The following is a 13,677-nucleotide window of genomic DNA, read 5'->3' on the forward strand; positions in this document are numbered from 1 at the left end:
TGCGATCTTTTGCTCTTCGCTTATCGACGCTGCGCGTTACGCACGGACACCTGGTCATTCAACGTCCAGAAGTCATACAGCACCCCGAGAAAGAACAACCCGCCGGTGAGCAGGTACAGCAGCCCGCTGATCCATTTCCCCTGATACATCCGGTGCACACCGAACACTCCGAGGAACGTCAGCAGAATCCACGCCACGTTGTATTCGATGGGCCCTGCGGTAAACCGCAGGTCAGCCTCGCGATCCATCGCCGGGATCAGGAACAGGTCGATCAGCCAGCCGATGCCCAGCAAACCAAAGGTGAAGAACCAGATCGTCCCGGTCACCGGCTTGCCGTAATAGAAGCGGTGAGCGCCGGTAAATCCGAAAATCCACAGCAGATAACCGATCACTTTGCTGTGGGTGTCTTGCTGCGGATAAGTCTGTTGATAGGGGTTCATGAATGACCTCGATTCACGCGATAGATAAATATTCTTCAATTCTTTGTGACTTTTTTACAGGCACCCGACGTATGGCAAATGCTACCTTCACTCCCGTCAAAGCCTTGTAACACCGGACTTCTGTCCGACAATTGCGCCATTCTGCCGCTTTTTTGCCACCATTGCCCCCCAGGTTGAATCGACCAACGGCCTCGGAAGCGGCAAAAAAGCTGTTATAAAGTTGCGCGCTAACTTATTAAGAGCCTTGCCTAATGCGTTCATTTTTCAAGACATGGCTAACCATTTGCCTTTTGATGCCACTGGCCGCCCACGCCACCAATCGTGAGCAACGTCTTCCTAACGTTAATGGTTACACCCCAAAATCCCATGTCTCTGCTCCTTCGAGCAAAGACAAAAAAACCACTAAATATGCTCCAAGCCTGGCCAACAGCAAAAGCGGCCTGGTTCCACCGATGGGCACCAAGGAAAGCAGCGACGTGCTGAGCCGCGCCGTGAACGTCCTTGGCACCCCCTATCGTTGGGGCGGCAGCAGCCCAAGCAAAGGCTTCGATTGCAGCGGCCTGGTGAAATACGCATTCAATGACGCCACGTTCGACCTGCCACGCACCTCCAACGCCATGGCCAGCGGTCATGGGGAGAAAGTCGATCGCAACGACCTGAAACCGGGCGACCTGATTTTCTTCAACATCAAGAGCCGCCGGGTCAATCACGTCGCCATTTACCTGGGCAACGACCGCTTCATCCACGCGCCACGTCGCGGCAAGTCGGTGAGCATCGATACCCTGAAGAAACCGTACTGGCAAAACCACTACGTGGTTGCCAAGCGGGTTCTGCCGAAAGAGCCGAATCAGATGCGGGTTGTTCAGCGCTGATTTAACTACCGAGGTCAACCTCGGGAATAGCTTTGAATATGATTGCCTCATCGCGGGCTTGCCCGCGATGGCGTTTCTGGATCATCAAAAGCTATCCGGCGACCGCGCTTTCTCCAGCGCATGATCACGACTGATCAACCCCCTGTTCACCAGGTCCTTCAAGCTCATATCCAGCGTCTGCATTCCCAACGCCCCTCCCGATTGAATCGCCGAGTACATCTGCGCCACCTTGTCCTCGCGGATCAGGTTGCGGATCGCCGACGTCCCCAGCATGATTTCGTGGGCCGCGATGCGTCCGCCGCCGACCTTCTTCACCAGCGTCTGGGACACCACCGCCAGCAGCGACTCGGAGAGCATCGAGCGCACCATTGACTTCTCGTCCCCCGGAAACACGTCCACCACCCGGTCAATGGTCTTGGCCGCCGACGTGGTGTGCAGCGTGCCGAACACCAGATGGCCGGTTTCGGCGGCGGTCAACGCCAGGCGTATGGTTTCCAGATCGCGCATCTCCCCCACCAGAATCACGTCCGGATCCTCCCGCAACGCCGAGCGCAAGGCCGTGGCGAAGCTGCGGGTATCGCGGTGGACCTCACGCTGGTTGATCAGGCACTTGCGCGGCTCGTGGACAAACTCGATAGGGTCTTCAATGGTGAGGATGTGGTGATGGCGATGGTTATTGAGGTAGTCGATCATCGCCGCCAGCGTGGTGGATTTGCCGGAACCGGTCGGGCCGGTCACCAGCACCAGGCCGCGGGGAGCGTCGGTCATTTTGCGAAACACTTCCCCCATGCCCAGTTCGTCCATGCTCTGCACTTTCGCCGCAATGGTGCGAAACACCGCACCCGCGCCACGGCTCTGATTGAACGCATTGGCCCGAAAACGCGCCACACCGGGCACTTCAAAGGAAAAATCGATTTCCAGATGCTTCTCAAAGTCCGCCCGCTGGGTGTCATTCATTATGGCATTGATCAGCGCCTGCACCTGTTGGTGGTCCAGGGCCGGCAGGTTGATGCGCCGCACATCGCCATCCACCCGAATCATCGGTGGCAGGCCAGCAGACAAATGCAGGTCCGATGCCCCCTGTTTGGCGCTGAACGCCAGCAGCTCAGTGATATCCATAGCGCCTCTCAATTCCAGTAGAATGCCGCGAACCTTCAGACCGCTGGCGCCTCTTGATGTCCACCATAGCAGACAACATTCTCGAAGTTAGTTCGCGCATCCATGCCGCAACACTTGCCGCCAATCGCGCCGAAAACAGCGTCCATCTGCTGGCCGTAAGCAAGACCAAACCCGCACAGGACCTGCGTGAAGCCTACGCCGCCGGCCTGCGCGACTTTGGCGAGAATTACCTGCAGGAAGCGCTGGGCAAACAGCTTGAACTGGCCGACCTGCCCTTGATCTGGCACTTCATCGGCCCCATTCAATCGAACAAGACTCGTGCTATCGCCGAGCACTTCGACTGGGTGCACTCCGTGGATCGTCTGAAAATCGCACAACGTCTGTCCGAACAACGTCCTGCCGATTTACCGCCCCTGAATATCTGCATTCAGGTCAACGTCAGCGGTGAAGCCAGCAAATCCGGCTGCACCCCGGCTGACCTGCCGGCCCTGGCCAGTGCCATCAGCGCCCTGCCGCGCCTGACGTTGCGCGGGCTGATGGCCATCCCTGAGCCGACTGAAGATCGCGCCGCCCAGGACGCCGCGTTTGCGGCCGTGCAAAGCCTGCAAGCCAGCCTGAATCTGCCACTAGACACACTTTCCATGGGCATGAGCCACGACCTTGAGTCGGCCATTGCCCAGGGCGCCACCTGGGTCCGTATCGGTACGGCCCTGTTTGGCGCCCGTGATTACGATCGGCCATAACCCATGACCGACTCTCTTCTTTATAAGGACCTGACATGAGCAAGACGCGTATTGCCTTTATCGGTGCCGGCAACATGGCCGCCAGCCTGATCGGCGGCCTGCGGGCCAAGGGTCTGGAAGCCGCGCAGATCCGCGCCAGCGATCCGGGCGAAGAAACCCGCGCCCGCGTGAGCGCTGAACACGGTATCGAAACCTTCGCCGACAACGCCCAGGCCATCGAAGGCGCCGACGTCGTCGTCCTTGCGGTCAAGCCGCAGGCGATGAAAGCCGTGTGCGAAGCGATTCGCCCAAGCCTCAAGCCCCATCAACTGGTGGTGTCGATCGCTGCAGGCATCACCTGCGCCAGCATGAACAACTGGCTTGGCGCCCAGCCGATCGTGCGCTGCATGCCCAACACCCCGGCGCTACTGCGTCAGGGCGTGAGCGGCTTGTTCGCAACAGCCCAGGTGACCACCGAACAGCGCCAGCAAGCCCAGGAGCTGCTGTCCGCGGTCGGCATCGCCTTATGGCTCAATGAAGAGCAGCAACTGGACGCCGTCACCGCCGTTTCCGGCTCGGGCCCGGCGTATTTCTTCCTGCTGATCGAGGCCATGACCGCCGCCGGCGTGAAACTTGGCCTGCCGGCGGACATCGCCGCGCAACTGACCTTGCAAACCGCACTGGGCGCCGCGCACATGGCGGTCTCCAGTGACGTCGACGCGGCCGAGCTGCGCCGCCGTGTCACCTCCCCTGCGGGCACCACGGAAGCTGCAATCAAGTCGTTCCAGGCCAATGGCTTTGAAGCCCTGGTCGAAAAAGCACTCGGCGCTGCCGCGCATCGCTCGGCCGAGATGGCCGAACAACTGGGTCAATAAGGAGCTTTTCATGATTGGATTGAACACCGCAGCGGTCTACGTGCTGCAAACCCTCGGCAGCCTGTACCTGCTGATCGTGCTGATGCGCTTCGTACTGCAACTGGTGCGGGCGAACTTCTACAACCCGATCTGCCAGTTCATCGTCAAGGCCACCCAGCCGCTGCTCAAGCCGCTGCGCCGGATCATCCCGAGCGTGTTCGGCCTGGACATGTCCTCGCTGGTGCTGGCGATCCTGGTGCAACTGGCACTGATGGCCCTGACCCTGTTGCTGACCTACGGCACCATCGGCAACCCGCTGCAACTGCTGATCTGGTCGCTCATCGGTGTGACCGCGCTATTCCTGAACATCTTCTTCTTTGCCCTGATCATCAGCGTGATCCTGTCCTGGGTCGCACCGGGCAGCCATAACCCGGGCGCCGAACTGGTGAACGACATCTGCGAGCCGGCCCTGGCGCCGTTCCGCAAGTTCCTGCCGAACCTGGGCGGGCTTGATCTGTCGCCGATCTTTGCGTTCCTGGCAATCAAACTGGTCGACATGCTGGTGATCAACAACCTCGCCGCCTTGACCATGATGCCGGAAATCCTCCGCGTGTTGATCTGACCCGGTGAGCTGGTTTCGCTGGGACGGTGACGACCTGATTCTGGAGTGTCACCTGCAACCGGCAGCCCGTAGCGATGACTTCGCCGGGCTGCACGGTGATCGTCTGAAGATCCGCCTGACCGCGCCGCCAGTCGAGGGCAAGGCCAATGCATATCTGATGGCGTTTCTGGCCAAGGCGTTTGGCGTGTCCAAGAGCCAGGTCAGCTTGATCAGTGGCGAGTTGAACCGGCAGAAACGGGTGCGGATCTGCTCGCCGAAGAAGTTGCCGGATTTGCCTGATCTGGTGCGTCCAGCCTGATCCACCGAGTCGCCTCATTCGCGAGCAAGCCCGCTCCCACAGGGTAATGCGCTCCTCTGTGGGAGCGGGCTTGCTCGCGAATGGTGCACCTCGGTCTTACTGAAAGAAATCAGGCCCGGCCTTTGCTTGCCGCTAACCCCAGCGGTCTTTAGACTTACGCCTCATTTCAATGAGAGCAGGGTCGATGCCAGCTGCCTTTCCCCCCGATTCTGTTGGTCTGGTGACGCCGCAAGTGGCGCACTTCAGCGATCCGCTGGCTTTGGCCTGTGGTCGTTCGCTCCCGGCCTATGACCTGATCTACGAAACCTACGGCACGCTCAACGCCACGGCGAGCAACGCCGTGCTGATCTGCCACGCCTTGTCCGGGCACCACCACGCTGCTGGCTACCACAGCGCCGACGACCGTAAACCCGGTTGGTGGGACAGCTGCATCGGCCCCGGCAAGCCAATCGACACCAACAAATTCTTCGTGGTCAGCCTGAACAACCTCGGCGGCTGCAACGGCTCCACCGGCCCGAGCAGCATCAACCCGGACACCGGCAAGCCGTTCGGCGCCGATTTCCCGGTATTGACCGTCGAGGATTGGGTGCACAGTCAGGCGCGCCTGGCCGATCGCCTCGGCATCGCCCAGTTCGCGGCCGTGATCGGCGGCAGCCTCGGCGGCATGCAAGCGATGCAATGGAGCATCACCTACCCCGACCGCATCCGTCACTGCCTGGCCATTGCCACGGCCCCCAAGCTGTCGGCACAGAACATCGCGTTCAACGAAGTGGCGCGCCAGGCGATCCTCACCGACCCCGAATTCCACGGCGGTTCGTTCCAGGAACAGGGCGTGATCCCCAAGCGCGGCCTGATGCTGGCGCGGATGGTCGGGCACATCACCTACCTGTCCGACGACTCCATGGGCGAAAAATTCGGCCGCGGCCTGAAGAGCGAGAAGCTCAACTACGACTTCCACAGCGTCGAGTTCCAGGTCGAAAGCTACCTGCGCTATCAGGGCGAAGAGTTCTCCGGGCGCTTTGATGCCAACACGTACCTGTTGATGACCAAGGCGCTCGATTACTTCGATCCGGCGGCGAACTTCGACGATAACCTGGCGAAAACCTTTGAAGGTGCCAAAGCCAAGTTCTGCGTGATGTCGTTCACCACCGACTGGCGCTTCTCCCCTGCCCGCTCGCGAGAGTTGGTGGACGCGCTGATGGCCGCGCGCAAGGACGTCTGCTACCTCGAGATCGACGCACCACAAGGCCACGACGCCTTCCTGATTCCGATCCCGCGCTACCTGCAGGCATTCGGCAATTACATGAACCGCATTACGTTGTGAGAAAGCCATGAGAGCTGATCTGGAAATCATCCAGGAATGGATCCCCGCCGGCAGCCGCGTGCTCGACCTCGGGTGCGGCGATGGCGAACTGCTGACCTGGCTGCGCGACAACAAGCAGGTCACCGGTTATGGCCTGGAAAACGACGCCGACAACATTGCCGAGTGCGTGGCCAAGGGCATCAACGTCATCGAACAGGACCTGGACAAGGGCTTGGGCAACTTCGCCAGCAACAGTTTCGACATCGTGGTCATGACCCAGGCGCTGCAAGCCGTGCATTACCCGGACAAGATCCTCGAAGAAATGCTGCGCGTGGGCCGTCAGTGCATCATTACCTTCCCGAATTTCGGTCACTGGCGCTGCCGCTGGTACCTGGCGAGCAAGGGCCGGATGCCGGTTTCCGAGTTCCTGCCGTACACCTGGTACAACACGCCGAACATCCACTTCTGCACCTTCGCGGACTTTGAAGCCTTGTGTCGCGAACGTGAAGCGAAGGTCATTGATCGGCTTGCCGTGGATCAACAGCATCGGCACGGGTGGGCCAGTAAGCTATGGCCTAATCTGTTAGGTGAGATCGGAATCTACCGCGTCAGCAGTCCGGGACTTTCCGACCACAAGGTCGCGGTCTGATCCAACTTATTTCAAGGAGAACGATCATGGGTCGTCTTGCTTTGTTTCTACTCACTGCCTGCCTGAGCGTCACCGCCATGGGCGCCGAAGCCATCAAGGGCGAGCGCCAGGAAACCTTCGGCGACGTGACGGTGCACTACAACACCTTCAACTCCACCTTCCTGACCCCGGACATTGCCAAGTCCGCCGAACTGGTCCGCAGCAAGAACCAGGGCGTGATCAATATCTCGGTGCTCAAGGAAGGCAAGCCACTGATGGCCCAGGTGAGCGGTTCGGTCAAAGACCTGACCAGCCAGACCGTGCCACTGAAGTTCAAACAGATCACCGAACAAGGCGCGATCTACTACATCGCGCAATATCCGGTGGATCAGCAGGAAGTCCGCACCTTCGAGATCAAGGTGCAGACCGGTGACAAAATCAACACCATCAATTTCAACCAAGAGCTCTTCCCTGGCCAATGATCAACTTCACGCAACTCGTATTGGCCAGCCATAACGCCGGCAAACTCAAGGAACTCCAGGCCATGCTCGGCGAGTCGGTGCATCTGCGCTCGATCGGCGAGTTCAGCAGCGTCGAGCCTGAAGAAACCGGTCTGTCGTTCGTCGAGAACGCCATCCTCAAGGCCCGTAATGCCGCGCGCATTTCCGGTTTGCCGGCGCTGGCCGACGATTCCGGGCTGGCGGTGGATTTCCTCGGTGGTGCGCCTGGCATTTATTCGGCGCGTTATGCCGACGGCAAGGGCGATGCAGCGAACAACGCCAAGCTCCTCGACGTGCTGAAAGACGTGCCTGAAGCCGAGCGTGGGGCGCAGTTCGTCTGCGTGCTGGCACTGGTACGTCACGCCGACGATCCGTTGCCGATCCTCTGCGAAGGTTTGTGGCACGGGCGAATCCTGACCCAGGCCAGCGGCGAACACGGTTTTGGCTACGACCCGCTGTTCTGGGTGCCGGAGCGCGATTGCTCCAGCGCCGAGTTGAGCCCTGCCGACAAGAACCAGATCAGCCACCGCGCCCGTGCAATGGATCTGCTGCGCCAGCGTCTGGGCTTGAAATGACCCGTGAATCATCCGCGTCGCCGCTGATCTTCGGCGGCGACGCTTCATCGCCCCGGGCGGCATTGCCTGTGTTGCCGCCCCTGGCGCTGTACATCCACATCCCGTGGTGTGTGCGCAAATGCCCTTATTGCGACTTCAACTCCCACACCGCCAGCCCTGAGCTGCCGGAAGAAGAGTATGTCGACGCGTTGCTGGCGGATCTCGACCAGGACCTGCACGCCGTCTATGGCCGTGAACTGAGCTCGATCTTCTTTGGTGGTGGCACGCCGAGCCTGTTCAGTGCCGATTCCCTGGGTCGCTTGCTCAAAGGCGTCGAACAACGCATCCCCTTTGCCAGCGACATCGAAATCACGCTGGAAGCCAACCCGGGTACGTTCGAGCAAGACAAGTTCGTGGCGTACCGGAAACTGGGGATCAACCGCCTGTCGATCGGCATCCAGAGCTTCCAGCAGGAAAAACTCCAGGCCCTGGGCCGGATTCACAACGGCGACGAAGCCGTACGTGCCGCCGGCATGGCGCGGCAGGCCGGCTTCGATAACTTCAACCTGGACTTGATGCATGGCTTGCCGAATCAGTCCCTGGACGATGCCTTGGCCGACCTGCGCACAGCCATCGCCCTGAAACCGACACACCTGTCGTGGTATCAACTGACCCTGGAACCGAACACGGTGTTCTGGAACCAGCCGCCGACACTGCCGGAAGACGACACGCTGTGGGACATTCAGGAGGCCGGGCAAGCGCTGCTGGCCGAACACGGTTACGCACAGTACGAAGTCTCGGCCTATGCCCTGCCCGGTCGCCCGGCGCGACACAACCTCAACTACTGGAGTTTTGGCGACTTCATCGGCATTGGCGCCGGTGCCCACGGCAAGCTCAGTCACCCGGACGGGCGCATTGTCCGCACCTGGAAAACCCGCCTGCCGAAGGATTACCTGAATCCGGCGAAAAGCTTCCGGGCCGGCGAGAAAGCGCTGACCAACGACGAAATGCCGTTCGAATTCCTGATGAACGCGCTGCGCCTGACAGAAGGCGTCGAATCGCGGCTGTACCCTGAACGTACCGGCATGACCCTGGAAAGCCTTGCTGAAGGCCGACGTGAAGCCGAACAAAGCGGCCTGTTGCAGGTCGAACCGTCACGCCTGGTAGCCACCGAACGCGGACAACTCTTCCTCAACGACTTGCTGCAGAAATTTCTGACATAAGGAAATCGAATGGATTTGGTACTCGACCTGCTTGCCACCGTGTCTCGCTGGAGCCGCAGCAATCTCTCGGAAATCGCCCTGGCCCTGGTGGGCTGCCTGCTGGTGCTGTTTGGTGCGGATTTCAAAGGCTGGGTCGAGCAGCGCCTGGGCAGCATCGCCGGCGCCTTGCGCGTGCCACTGATGGCTCTACTGTGCATGATCGGCAGCGGTGCGGCGCTGATCTATGCCACGCCCTGGGTCGTGCGCGGCTTGAGCCAGTTCAACAACTACAGCCTGGCGCCGGTGTTGTTGGTGGTGCTGGTACTCATTGGCGTAGTAGCTGACCGCCGCTGATCTCAAGCCACACACAAAACAAATGTGGGAGCGGGCTTGCTCGCGAATGCGGTGTATCAGACAACATTAATGTCGACTGACACGACGCCTTCGCGAGCAAGCCCGCTCCCACAGTTTGTATTGAGTACAGTTTAAGACTGCTTCTCGAACTTCAAATCCCACACGCCATGCCCAAGACGCTCGCCACGGCGTTCGAACTTGGTGATCGGGCGCTCGGCCGGGCGCGGTACGCACTTGCCGTCTTCGGCCAGGTTGCGGTAACCCGGCGCAACGTTCATCACTTCCAGCATGTATTCTGCGTACGGTTCCCAGTCGGTGGCCATGTGCAGAATGCCGCCGACCTTCAACTTGCTGCGTACCAGCTCGGCGAAGGACGCCTGGACGATACGACGCTTGTGGTGACGGCTCTTGTGCCACGGATCCGGGAAAAACAGCATCAGGCGATCAAGGCTGTTATCGGCCACGCAGCGGTTGAGCACTTCGATCGCATCGCAATCGTAGACCCGCAGGTTGGTCAGGCCTTGCGTCAGCACGCCATTGAGCAGCGCCCCGACACCCGGACGGTGAACCTCGACGCCGATGAAGTCCTGGTCCGGCGCAGCCGCTGCCATTTCCAGCAACGAATGGCCCATGCCGAAACCGATTTCCAGCGAGCGCGGTGCCGAGCGACCGAACACCTGGTCGAAATTCACCGGCGCGTCGGCCAGCGGCAGCACGAACAGCGGCGCGCCCTGCTCCAGGCCGCGTTGCTGGCCTTCGGTCATGCGCCCGGCACGCATCACGAAACTCTTGATGCGGCGGTGTTGGCGCTCGTCGCCTTCTTCCGTCTGGATTGGCGTGTCGTTCGATTCAGTCATCAATGGCTCTTACTTGATCAGACCATCCAGCGGCGAAGAGGCGCTGGCATAGAGTTTTTTCGGCATACGGCCGGCGAGGTAAGCCAGGCGGCCTGCGACGATCGCATGTTTCATGGCTTCAGCCATCATGACCGGCTGCTGGGCGTGGGCAATGGCCGAGTTCATCAGCACCGCATCACACCCCAGCTCCATGGCGATGGTGGCGTCGGAAGCGGTACCGACGCCGGCATCCACCAGCACCGGGATTTTGGCTTCTTCGAGGATGATCTGCAGGTTGTACGGATTGCAGATACCCAGACCCGAACCGATCAGACCGGCCAGTGGCATCACCGCGATGCAACCGATTTCCGCCAGTTGCCGGGCGATGATCGGGTCATCGCTGGTGTAGACCATCACGTCGAAGCCTTCCTTGACCAGCGTTTCAGCGGCCTTGAGGGTTTCGATCACGTTGGGGAACAGGGTTTTCTGATCGGCCAGCACTTCCAGCTTCACCAGATTGTGGCCATCGAGCAGCTCACGGGCCAGGCGGCAGGTGCGCACGGCTTCGATGGCGTCGTAGCAACCGGCGGTGTTCGGCAGGAAGGTGTAGCGATCCGGCGACAGCACTTCGAGCAGGTTCGGCTCGCCCTCGATCTGACCGAGGTTGGTGCGGCGCACGGCGAAGGTGACGATCTCGGCACCCGAGGCTTCGATGGCCAGGCGGGTTTCTTCCATGTCACGGTACTTGCCGGTACCGACCAGCAAACGCGACTGGTAAGTACGACCAGCCAGGACGAAAGGCTTGTCGCTGCGAACGATGCTCATGGGAAATCCTCTGTAGGGGTGAGGTTCTTGCAGAATTCTGTGGCCACTCGGCCGAAACTACTAGCCGCCGCCGATGGCGTGCACCACTTCGACGTTGTCGCCGTCGTTCAACGTGGTGTCTGCATGCTGACTGCGCGGGACGATATCCAGATTGAGTTCGACCGCCACCCGGCGTCCGGTCAGGTCCAGACGGGTGATCAGGGCCGCAACGGTTTCACCGTCGGGCAGTTCAAAGGATTCGCCGTTCAACTGAATGCGCATGCCGGATGCCGCCATCATTTTTTGGGGCAGGCATTCTAGCCCGATCATGACCTAAAGGTCAGCAACAAGCGTCAAGCGGTAAGCTGCAAGCGCCAGGCGGCGAGTCCCAGGCAGAACCAGCCCACGAGGAATGCTAGACCGCCGAAAGGCGTGATGATGCCGAGCTTGCTGATACCCGTCAGCGTCAGCACGTAAAGACTGCCGGAAAACAACAGGATTCCGACGGCAAACGATGCGCCGGCCCAGGTGACCAAACGACCGGGAACCTGCGCGGCCAGCGCTGCGATACCGAGCAACGCCAGGGCGTGCACCAGTTGGTAGGTGACGCCAGTGTGGAAGATCGCCAGGTACTCGGCGCTCAGGCGGTTCTTCAGGCCATGGGCGGCAAAGGCCCCGAGGCCGACACCGGTGAAGCCGAAAAAAGCGGCCAGCATCAGAAAGCCACGCAGCATGCAGAACTCCAGTCAGTTTCGATCCAAAGGGCCTGTATAATGGCCCGCTCAACGGGTTCGGCCAAGCCATCTCTATGCTGCGTATCTATTTCCGTCATTTCTCCAAGGCCGTGCTCTGGTTCATGGGTGGCAGCGTATTGCTGGTGCTGATCTTTCGCGTGGTGCCGCCTCCGGGGACGACGCTGATGGTCGAGCGCAAGATCGAATCCTGGTTTGACGGTGAGCCCATCGACCTGCAACGGACCTGGAAACCCTGGGACGAGATCTCCGACGACCTGAAAGTCGCGGTGATTGCCGGCGAAGACCAGAAATTCCCGGAGCACTGGGGCTTCGATATCGGCGCGATTCAGGCGGCGTTTGCCCATAACGAGCGCGGCGGTTCGATCCGTGGCGCCAGCACACTCAGCCAGCAAGTCTCGAAAAACCTGTTCCTGTGGTCTGGCCGCAGCTGGCTGCGCAAAGGCCTGGAAGCCTGGTTCACCGGGCTGATCGAAGTGTTCTGGCCAAAGCAGCGAATTCTTGAGGTGTACCTGAATAGCGTTGAGTGGGATGACGGGGTGTTTGGCGCAGAGGCTGCGGCACGGCATCATTTTGGGACCAGCGCGAAAAACCTCAGCCGACAGCAATCGAGCTTGCTGGCCGCCGTACTGCCAAACCCGCGGGTCTGGAGCGCAAGCCATCCGACTTCATACGTATCGCGGCGAGCGGGTTGGATTCGACAACAGATGAGCCAATTGGGCGGGGATAGCTACCTGGTGGGCCTGAACGATTCGCGTCGGGCACCTTGGTCCCAATAACCGATCACAATTCTTCAGGCCCTGAAAACCACTGTGGGAGCGGGCTTGCCCGCGATGACGGCCTGACATTCAACTTATGTATTGAATGTTCGGACCTCATCGCGAGCAAGCTCGCTCCCACAGGATCACTGCTCGGTTTTTTTACTGCCTGCTCGCCAGTTACGCAGCGATCGACAACTTGAGCTTGTTCATCGCGCTCTTCTCGAGCTGGCGAATACGCTCGGCCGACACGTTGTACTTCTGCGCCAGGTCGTGCAGCGTGGCTTTTTCTTCTGCCAGCCAGCGCTGGTAGAGAATGTCACGGCTACGGTCGTCCAGCACTTCCAGCGCTTCGTGCAGATTGTGGTTGGAGTTGTCGCTCCAGTCGGCGTCTTCCAGTTGACGCGCCGGATCGTACCGGTGGTCTTCCAGATAGTTGGCCGGCGACTGGAAAGCACTGTCGTCGTCCGCTTCGGCAGCCGGGTCGAAGGCCATGTCATGGCCGGTCAGGCGGCTTTCCATCTCACGCACTTCCCGAGGCTCTACACCCAGGCTTTCAGCTACGCGATGAACTTCCTCGTTGTTCAACCAGGCCAGGCGTTTTTTCTGGCTGCGCAGGTTGAAGAACAGCTTGCGCTGGGCCTTGGTGGTCGCGACTTTCACGATGCGCCAGTTGCGCAGGATGAACTCGTGGATTTCCGCCTTGATCCAGTGCACGGCAAAGGACACCAGGCGCACGCCCATTTCCGGGTTGAAGCGCTTCACGGCCTTCATCAGGCCGACGTTGCCTTCCTGGATCAGGTCAGCCTGGGCCAGGCCGTAGCCGGAATAGCTACGGGCGATATGTACGACAAAACGCAGGTGGGCGAGCACCATCTGCCGAGCCGCCCCCAAATCCTGCTCATAATAGAGACTCTCGGCCAGTTCACGCTCCTGCTCCGGCGACAGCAATGGAATGCTGTTGACGGTGTGCACATAGGCCTCCAGGTTCGCACCCGGGACCAGAGCATATGCAGGTTGCAAAGAATTGGTCATACGAAAAAACCTCCGACTTACAAA

At 60.1% G+C, this 13,677-nt stretch carries 19 protein-coding genes; 12 read left to right on the forward strand and 7 right to left on the reverse strand.

What is annotated here, in order from left to right; translation table 11 throughout:
• Positions 1-20 precede the first annotated feature (20 nt).
• On the reverse strand, positions 21-440 hold the full coding sequence (locus KSS91_RS27120; protein ID WP_102699957.1) for an NINE protein: 420 nt from the start codon (positions 438-440) through the stop codon (positions 21-23).
• Positions 441-691: 251 nt separating this feature from the next.
• Between KSS91_RS27120 and KSS91_RS27125 the strand changes: the two genes are divergently transcribed.
• A complete protein-coding gene (locus KSS91_RS27125; RefSeq protein ID WP_015097204.1) occupies positions 692-1,312 on the forward strand; it encodes a C40 family peptidase in 621 nt (206 codons plus the stop codon).
• Positions 1,313-1,396: 84 nt separating this feature from the next.
• On the opposite strand, the gene KSS91_RS27130 is transcribed toward KSS91_RS27125, so the two are convergent.
• Positions 1,397-2,431 (reverse strand): type IV pilus twitching motility protein PilT, encoded by a 1,035-nt coding sequence (locus tag KSS91_RS27130; protein ID WP_217836615.1) that lies wholly within the window; start codon positions 2,429-2,431, stop codon positions 1,397-1,399.
• Positions 2,432-2,487: 56 nt separating this feature from the next.
• On the opposite strand from KSS91_RS27130, the gene KSS91_RS27135 reads away from it, so the two are divergent.
• The 10 genes from KSS91_RS27135 (at position 2,488) to KSS91_RS27180 (ending at position 9,468) form a co-directional block, all read left to right on the forward strand.
• Positions 2,488-3,174 (forward strand): YggS family pyridoxal phosphate-dependent enzyme, encoded by a 687-nt coding sequence (locus tag KSS91_RS27135; RefSeq protein ID WP_015097206.1) that lies wholly within the window; start codon positions 2,488-2,490, stop codon positions 3,172-3,174.
• Positions 3,175-3,209: 35 nt separating this feature from the next.
• Positions 3,210-4,028 (forward strand): pyrroline-5-carboxylate reductase, encoded by an 819-nt coding sequence (gene proC, locus KSS91_RS27140; RefSeq protein WP_217836616.1) that lies wholly within the window; start codon positions 3,210-3,212, stop codon positions 4,026-4,028.
• Between the two features lie 10 nt (positions 4,029-4,038).
• Positions 4,039-4,629, forward strand: coding sequence for a YggT family protein (locus tag KSS91_RS27145; RefSeq protein WP_126048084.1), 591 nt, complete (start codon positions 4,039-4,041; stop codon positions 4,627-4,629).
• A 4-nt stretch (positions 4,630-4,633) separates the two neighbouring features.
• Entirely contained in the window at positions 4,634-4,927 is a 294-nt protein-coding gene (locus KSS91_RS27150; RefSeq protein WP_015097208.1) for a DUF167 domain-containing protein, read from the forward strand.
• Positions 4,928-5,111: 184 nt separating this feature from the next.
• Positions 5,112-6,251, forward strand: coding sequence for a homoserine O-succinyltransferase MetX (gene metX / locus KSS91_RS27155; protein ID WP_217836617.1), 1,140 nt, complete (start codon positions 5,112-5,114; stop codon positions 6,249-6,251).
• A 7-nt stretch (positions 6,252-6,258) separates the two neighbouring features.
• Entirely contained in the window at positions 6,259-6,879 is a 621-nt protein-coding gene (metW, locus tag KSS91_RS27160) for a methionine biosynthesis protein MetW (RefSeq protein ID WP_007975398.1), read from the forward strand.
• Between the two features lie 26 nt (positions 6,880-6,905).
• Positions 6,906-7,340 (forward strand): DUF4426 domain-containing protein, encoded by a 435-nt coding sequence (locus KSS91_RS27165; protein WP_015097210.1) that lies wholly within the window; start codon positions 6,906-6,908, stop codon positions 7,338-7,340.
• Complete coding sequence (rdgB, locus tag KSS91_RS27170; RefSeq protein ID WP_007975395.1) at positions 7,337-7,933, forward strand: RdgB/HAM1 family non-canonical purine NTP pyrophosphatase; 597 nt, start codon at positions 7,337-7,339, stop codon at positions 7,931-7,933. Before KSS91_RS27165 ends, rdgB begins: the two co-directional genes overlap by 4 nt.
• Positions 7,930-9,135: a radical SAM family heme chaperone HemW gene (gene hemW, locus KSS91_RS27175; RefSeq protein ID WP_225923717.1), complete on the forward strand. Its 1,206-nt coding sequence runs from the start codon at positions 7,930-7,932 to the stop codon at positions 9,133-9,135. Before rdgB ends, hemW begins: the two co-directional genes overlap by 4 nt.
• Before the next feature lie 9 nt (positions 9,136-9,144).
• A complete protein-coding gene (locus KSS91_RS27180; RefSeq protein ID WP_007975393.1) occupies positions 9,145-9,468 on the forward strand; it encodes a DUF3392 domain-containing protein in 324 nt (107 codons plus the stop codon).
• 131 nt (positions 9,469-9,599) lie between these two features.
• Here KSS91_RS27180 and trmB read toward each other — a convergent pair whose 3' ends face one another.
• From trmB to KSS91_RS27200, 4 genes are all read right to left on the reverse strand, one after another.
• Positions 9,600-10,325: a tRNA (guanosine(46)-N7)-methyltransferase TrmB gene (gene trmB, locus KSS91_RS27185; protein ID WP_015097212.1), complete on the reverse strand. Its 726-nt coding sequence runs from the start codon at positions 10,323-10,325 to the stop codon at positions 9,600-9,602.
• 9 nt (positions 10,326-10,334) lie between these two features.
• Entirely contained in the window at positions 10,335-11,129 is a 795-nt protein-coding gene (locus tag KSS91_RS27190) for a thiazole synthase (RefSeq protein WP_007975390.1), read from the reverse strand.
• Positions 11,130-11,189: 60 nt separating this feature from the next.
• Positions 11,190-11,390, reverse strand: coding sequence for a sulfur carrier protein ThiS (thiS, locus tag KSS91_RS27195; protein ID WP_160386128.1), 201 nt, complete (start codon positions 11,388-11,390; stop codon positions 11,190-11,192).
• 71 nt (positions 11,391-11,461) lie between these two features.
• A complete protein-coding gene (locus KSS91_RS27200; protein ID WP_217836618.1) occupies positions 11,462-11,842 on the reverse strand; it encodes a DUF423 domain-containing protein in 381 nt (126 codons plus the stop codon).
• Between the two features lie 74 nt (positions 11,843-11,916).
• On the opposite strand from KSS91_RS27200, the gene mtgA reads away from it, so the two are divergent.
• Entirely contained in the window at positions 11,917-12,639 is a 723-nt protein-coding gene (mtgA, locus tag KSS91_RS27205; protein WP_126048094.1) for a monofunctional biosynthetic peptidoglycan transglycosylase, read from the forward strand.
• A gap of 159 nt (positions 12,640-12,798) precedes the next feature.
• Here the strand turns inward: mtgA and rpoH are convergent, their stop codons facing one another.
• On the reverse strand, positions 12,799-13,653 hold the full coding sequence (gene rpoH, locus KSS91_RS27210) for an RNA polymerase sigma factor RpoH (RefSeq protein WP_007975386.1): 855 nt from the start codon (positions 13,651-13,653) through the stop codon (positions 12,799-12,801).
• Positions 13,654-13,677: the final 24 nt, after the last annotated feature.

It is taken from the genome of Pseudomonas azerbaijanorientalis, from assembly GCF_019139795.1.
Taxonomy (GTDB): domain Bacteria; phylum Pseudomonadota; class Gammaproteobacteria; order Pseudomonadales; family Pseudomonadaceae; genus Aquipseudomonas; species Aquipseudomonas laurylsulfatiphila.

Coding starts and splice junctions, on each gene's coding strand:
- KSS91_RS27120 (WP_102699957.1), bottom strand. CDS start 440: ATGAACCCCTATCAACAGACTTATCCGCAGCAAGACACCCACAGCAAA.
- KSS91_RS27125 (WP_015097204.1), top strand. CDS start 692: ATGCGTTCATTTTTCAAGACATGGCTAACCATTTGCCTTTTGATGCCA.
- KSS91_RS27130 (WP_217836615.1), bottom strand. CDS start 2,431: ATGGATATCACTGAGCTGCTGGCGTTCAGCGCCAAACAGGGGGCATCG.
- KSS91_RS27135 (WP_015097206.1), top strand. CDS start 2,488: ATGTCCACCATAGCAGACAACATTCTCGAAGTTAGTTCGCGCATCCAT.
- proC (WP_217836616.1), top strand. CDS start 3,210: ATGAGCAAGACGCGTATTGCCTTTATCGGTGCCGGCAACATGGCCGCC.
- KSS91_RS27145 (WP_126048084.1), top strand. CDS start 4,039: ATGATTGGATTGAACACCGCAGCGGTCTACGTGCTGCAAACCCTCGGC.
- metX (WP_217836617.1), top strand. CDS start 5,112: ATGCCAGCTGCCTTTCCCCCCGATTCTGTTGGTCTGGTGACGCCGCAA.
- metW (WP_007975398.1), top strand. CDS start 6,259: ATGAGAGCTGATCTGGAAATCATCCAGGAATGGATCCCCGCCGGCAGC.
- KSS91_RS27165 (WP_015097210.1), top strand. CDS start 6,906: ATGGGTCGTCTTGCTTTGTTTCTACTCACTGCCTGCCTGAGCGTCACC.
- rdgB (WP_007975395.1), top strand. CDS start 7,337: ATGATCAACTTCACGCAACTCGTATTGGCCAGCCATAACGCCGGCAAA.
- hemW (WP_225923717.1), top strand. CDS start 7,930: ATGACCCGTGAATCATCCGCGTCGCCGCTGATCTTCGGCGGCGACGCT.
- KSS91_RS27180 (WP_007975393.1), top strand. CDS start 9,145: ATGGATTTGGTACTCGACCTGCTTGCCACCGTGTCTCGCTGGAGCCGC.
- trmB (WP_015097212.1), bottom strand. CDS start 10,325: ATGACTGAATCGAACGACACGCCAATCCAGACGGAAGAAGGCGACGAG.
- KSS91_RS27190 (WP_007975390.1), bottom strand. CDS start 11,129: ATGAGCATCGTTCGCAGCGACAAGCCTTTCGTCCTGGCTGGTCGTACT.
- thiS (WP_160386128.1), bottom strand. CDS start 11,390: ATGCGCATTCAGTTGAACGGCGAATCCTTTGAACTGCCCGACGGTGAA.
- KSS91_RS27200 (WP_217836618.1), bottom strand. CDS start 11,842: ATGCTGCGTGGCTTTCTGATGCTGGCCGCTTTTTTCGGCTTCACCGGT.
- mtgA (WP_126048094.1), top strand. CDS start 11,917: ATGCTGCGTATCTATTTCCGTCATTTCTCCAAGGCCGTGCTCTGGTTC.
- rpoH (WP_007975386.1), bottom strand. CDS start 13,653: ATGACCAATTCTTTGCAACCTGCATATGCTCTGGTCCCGGGTGCGAAC.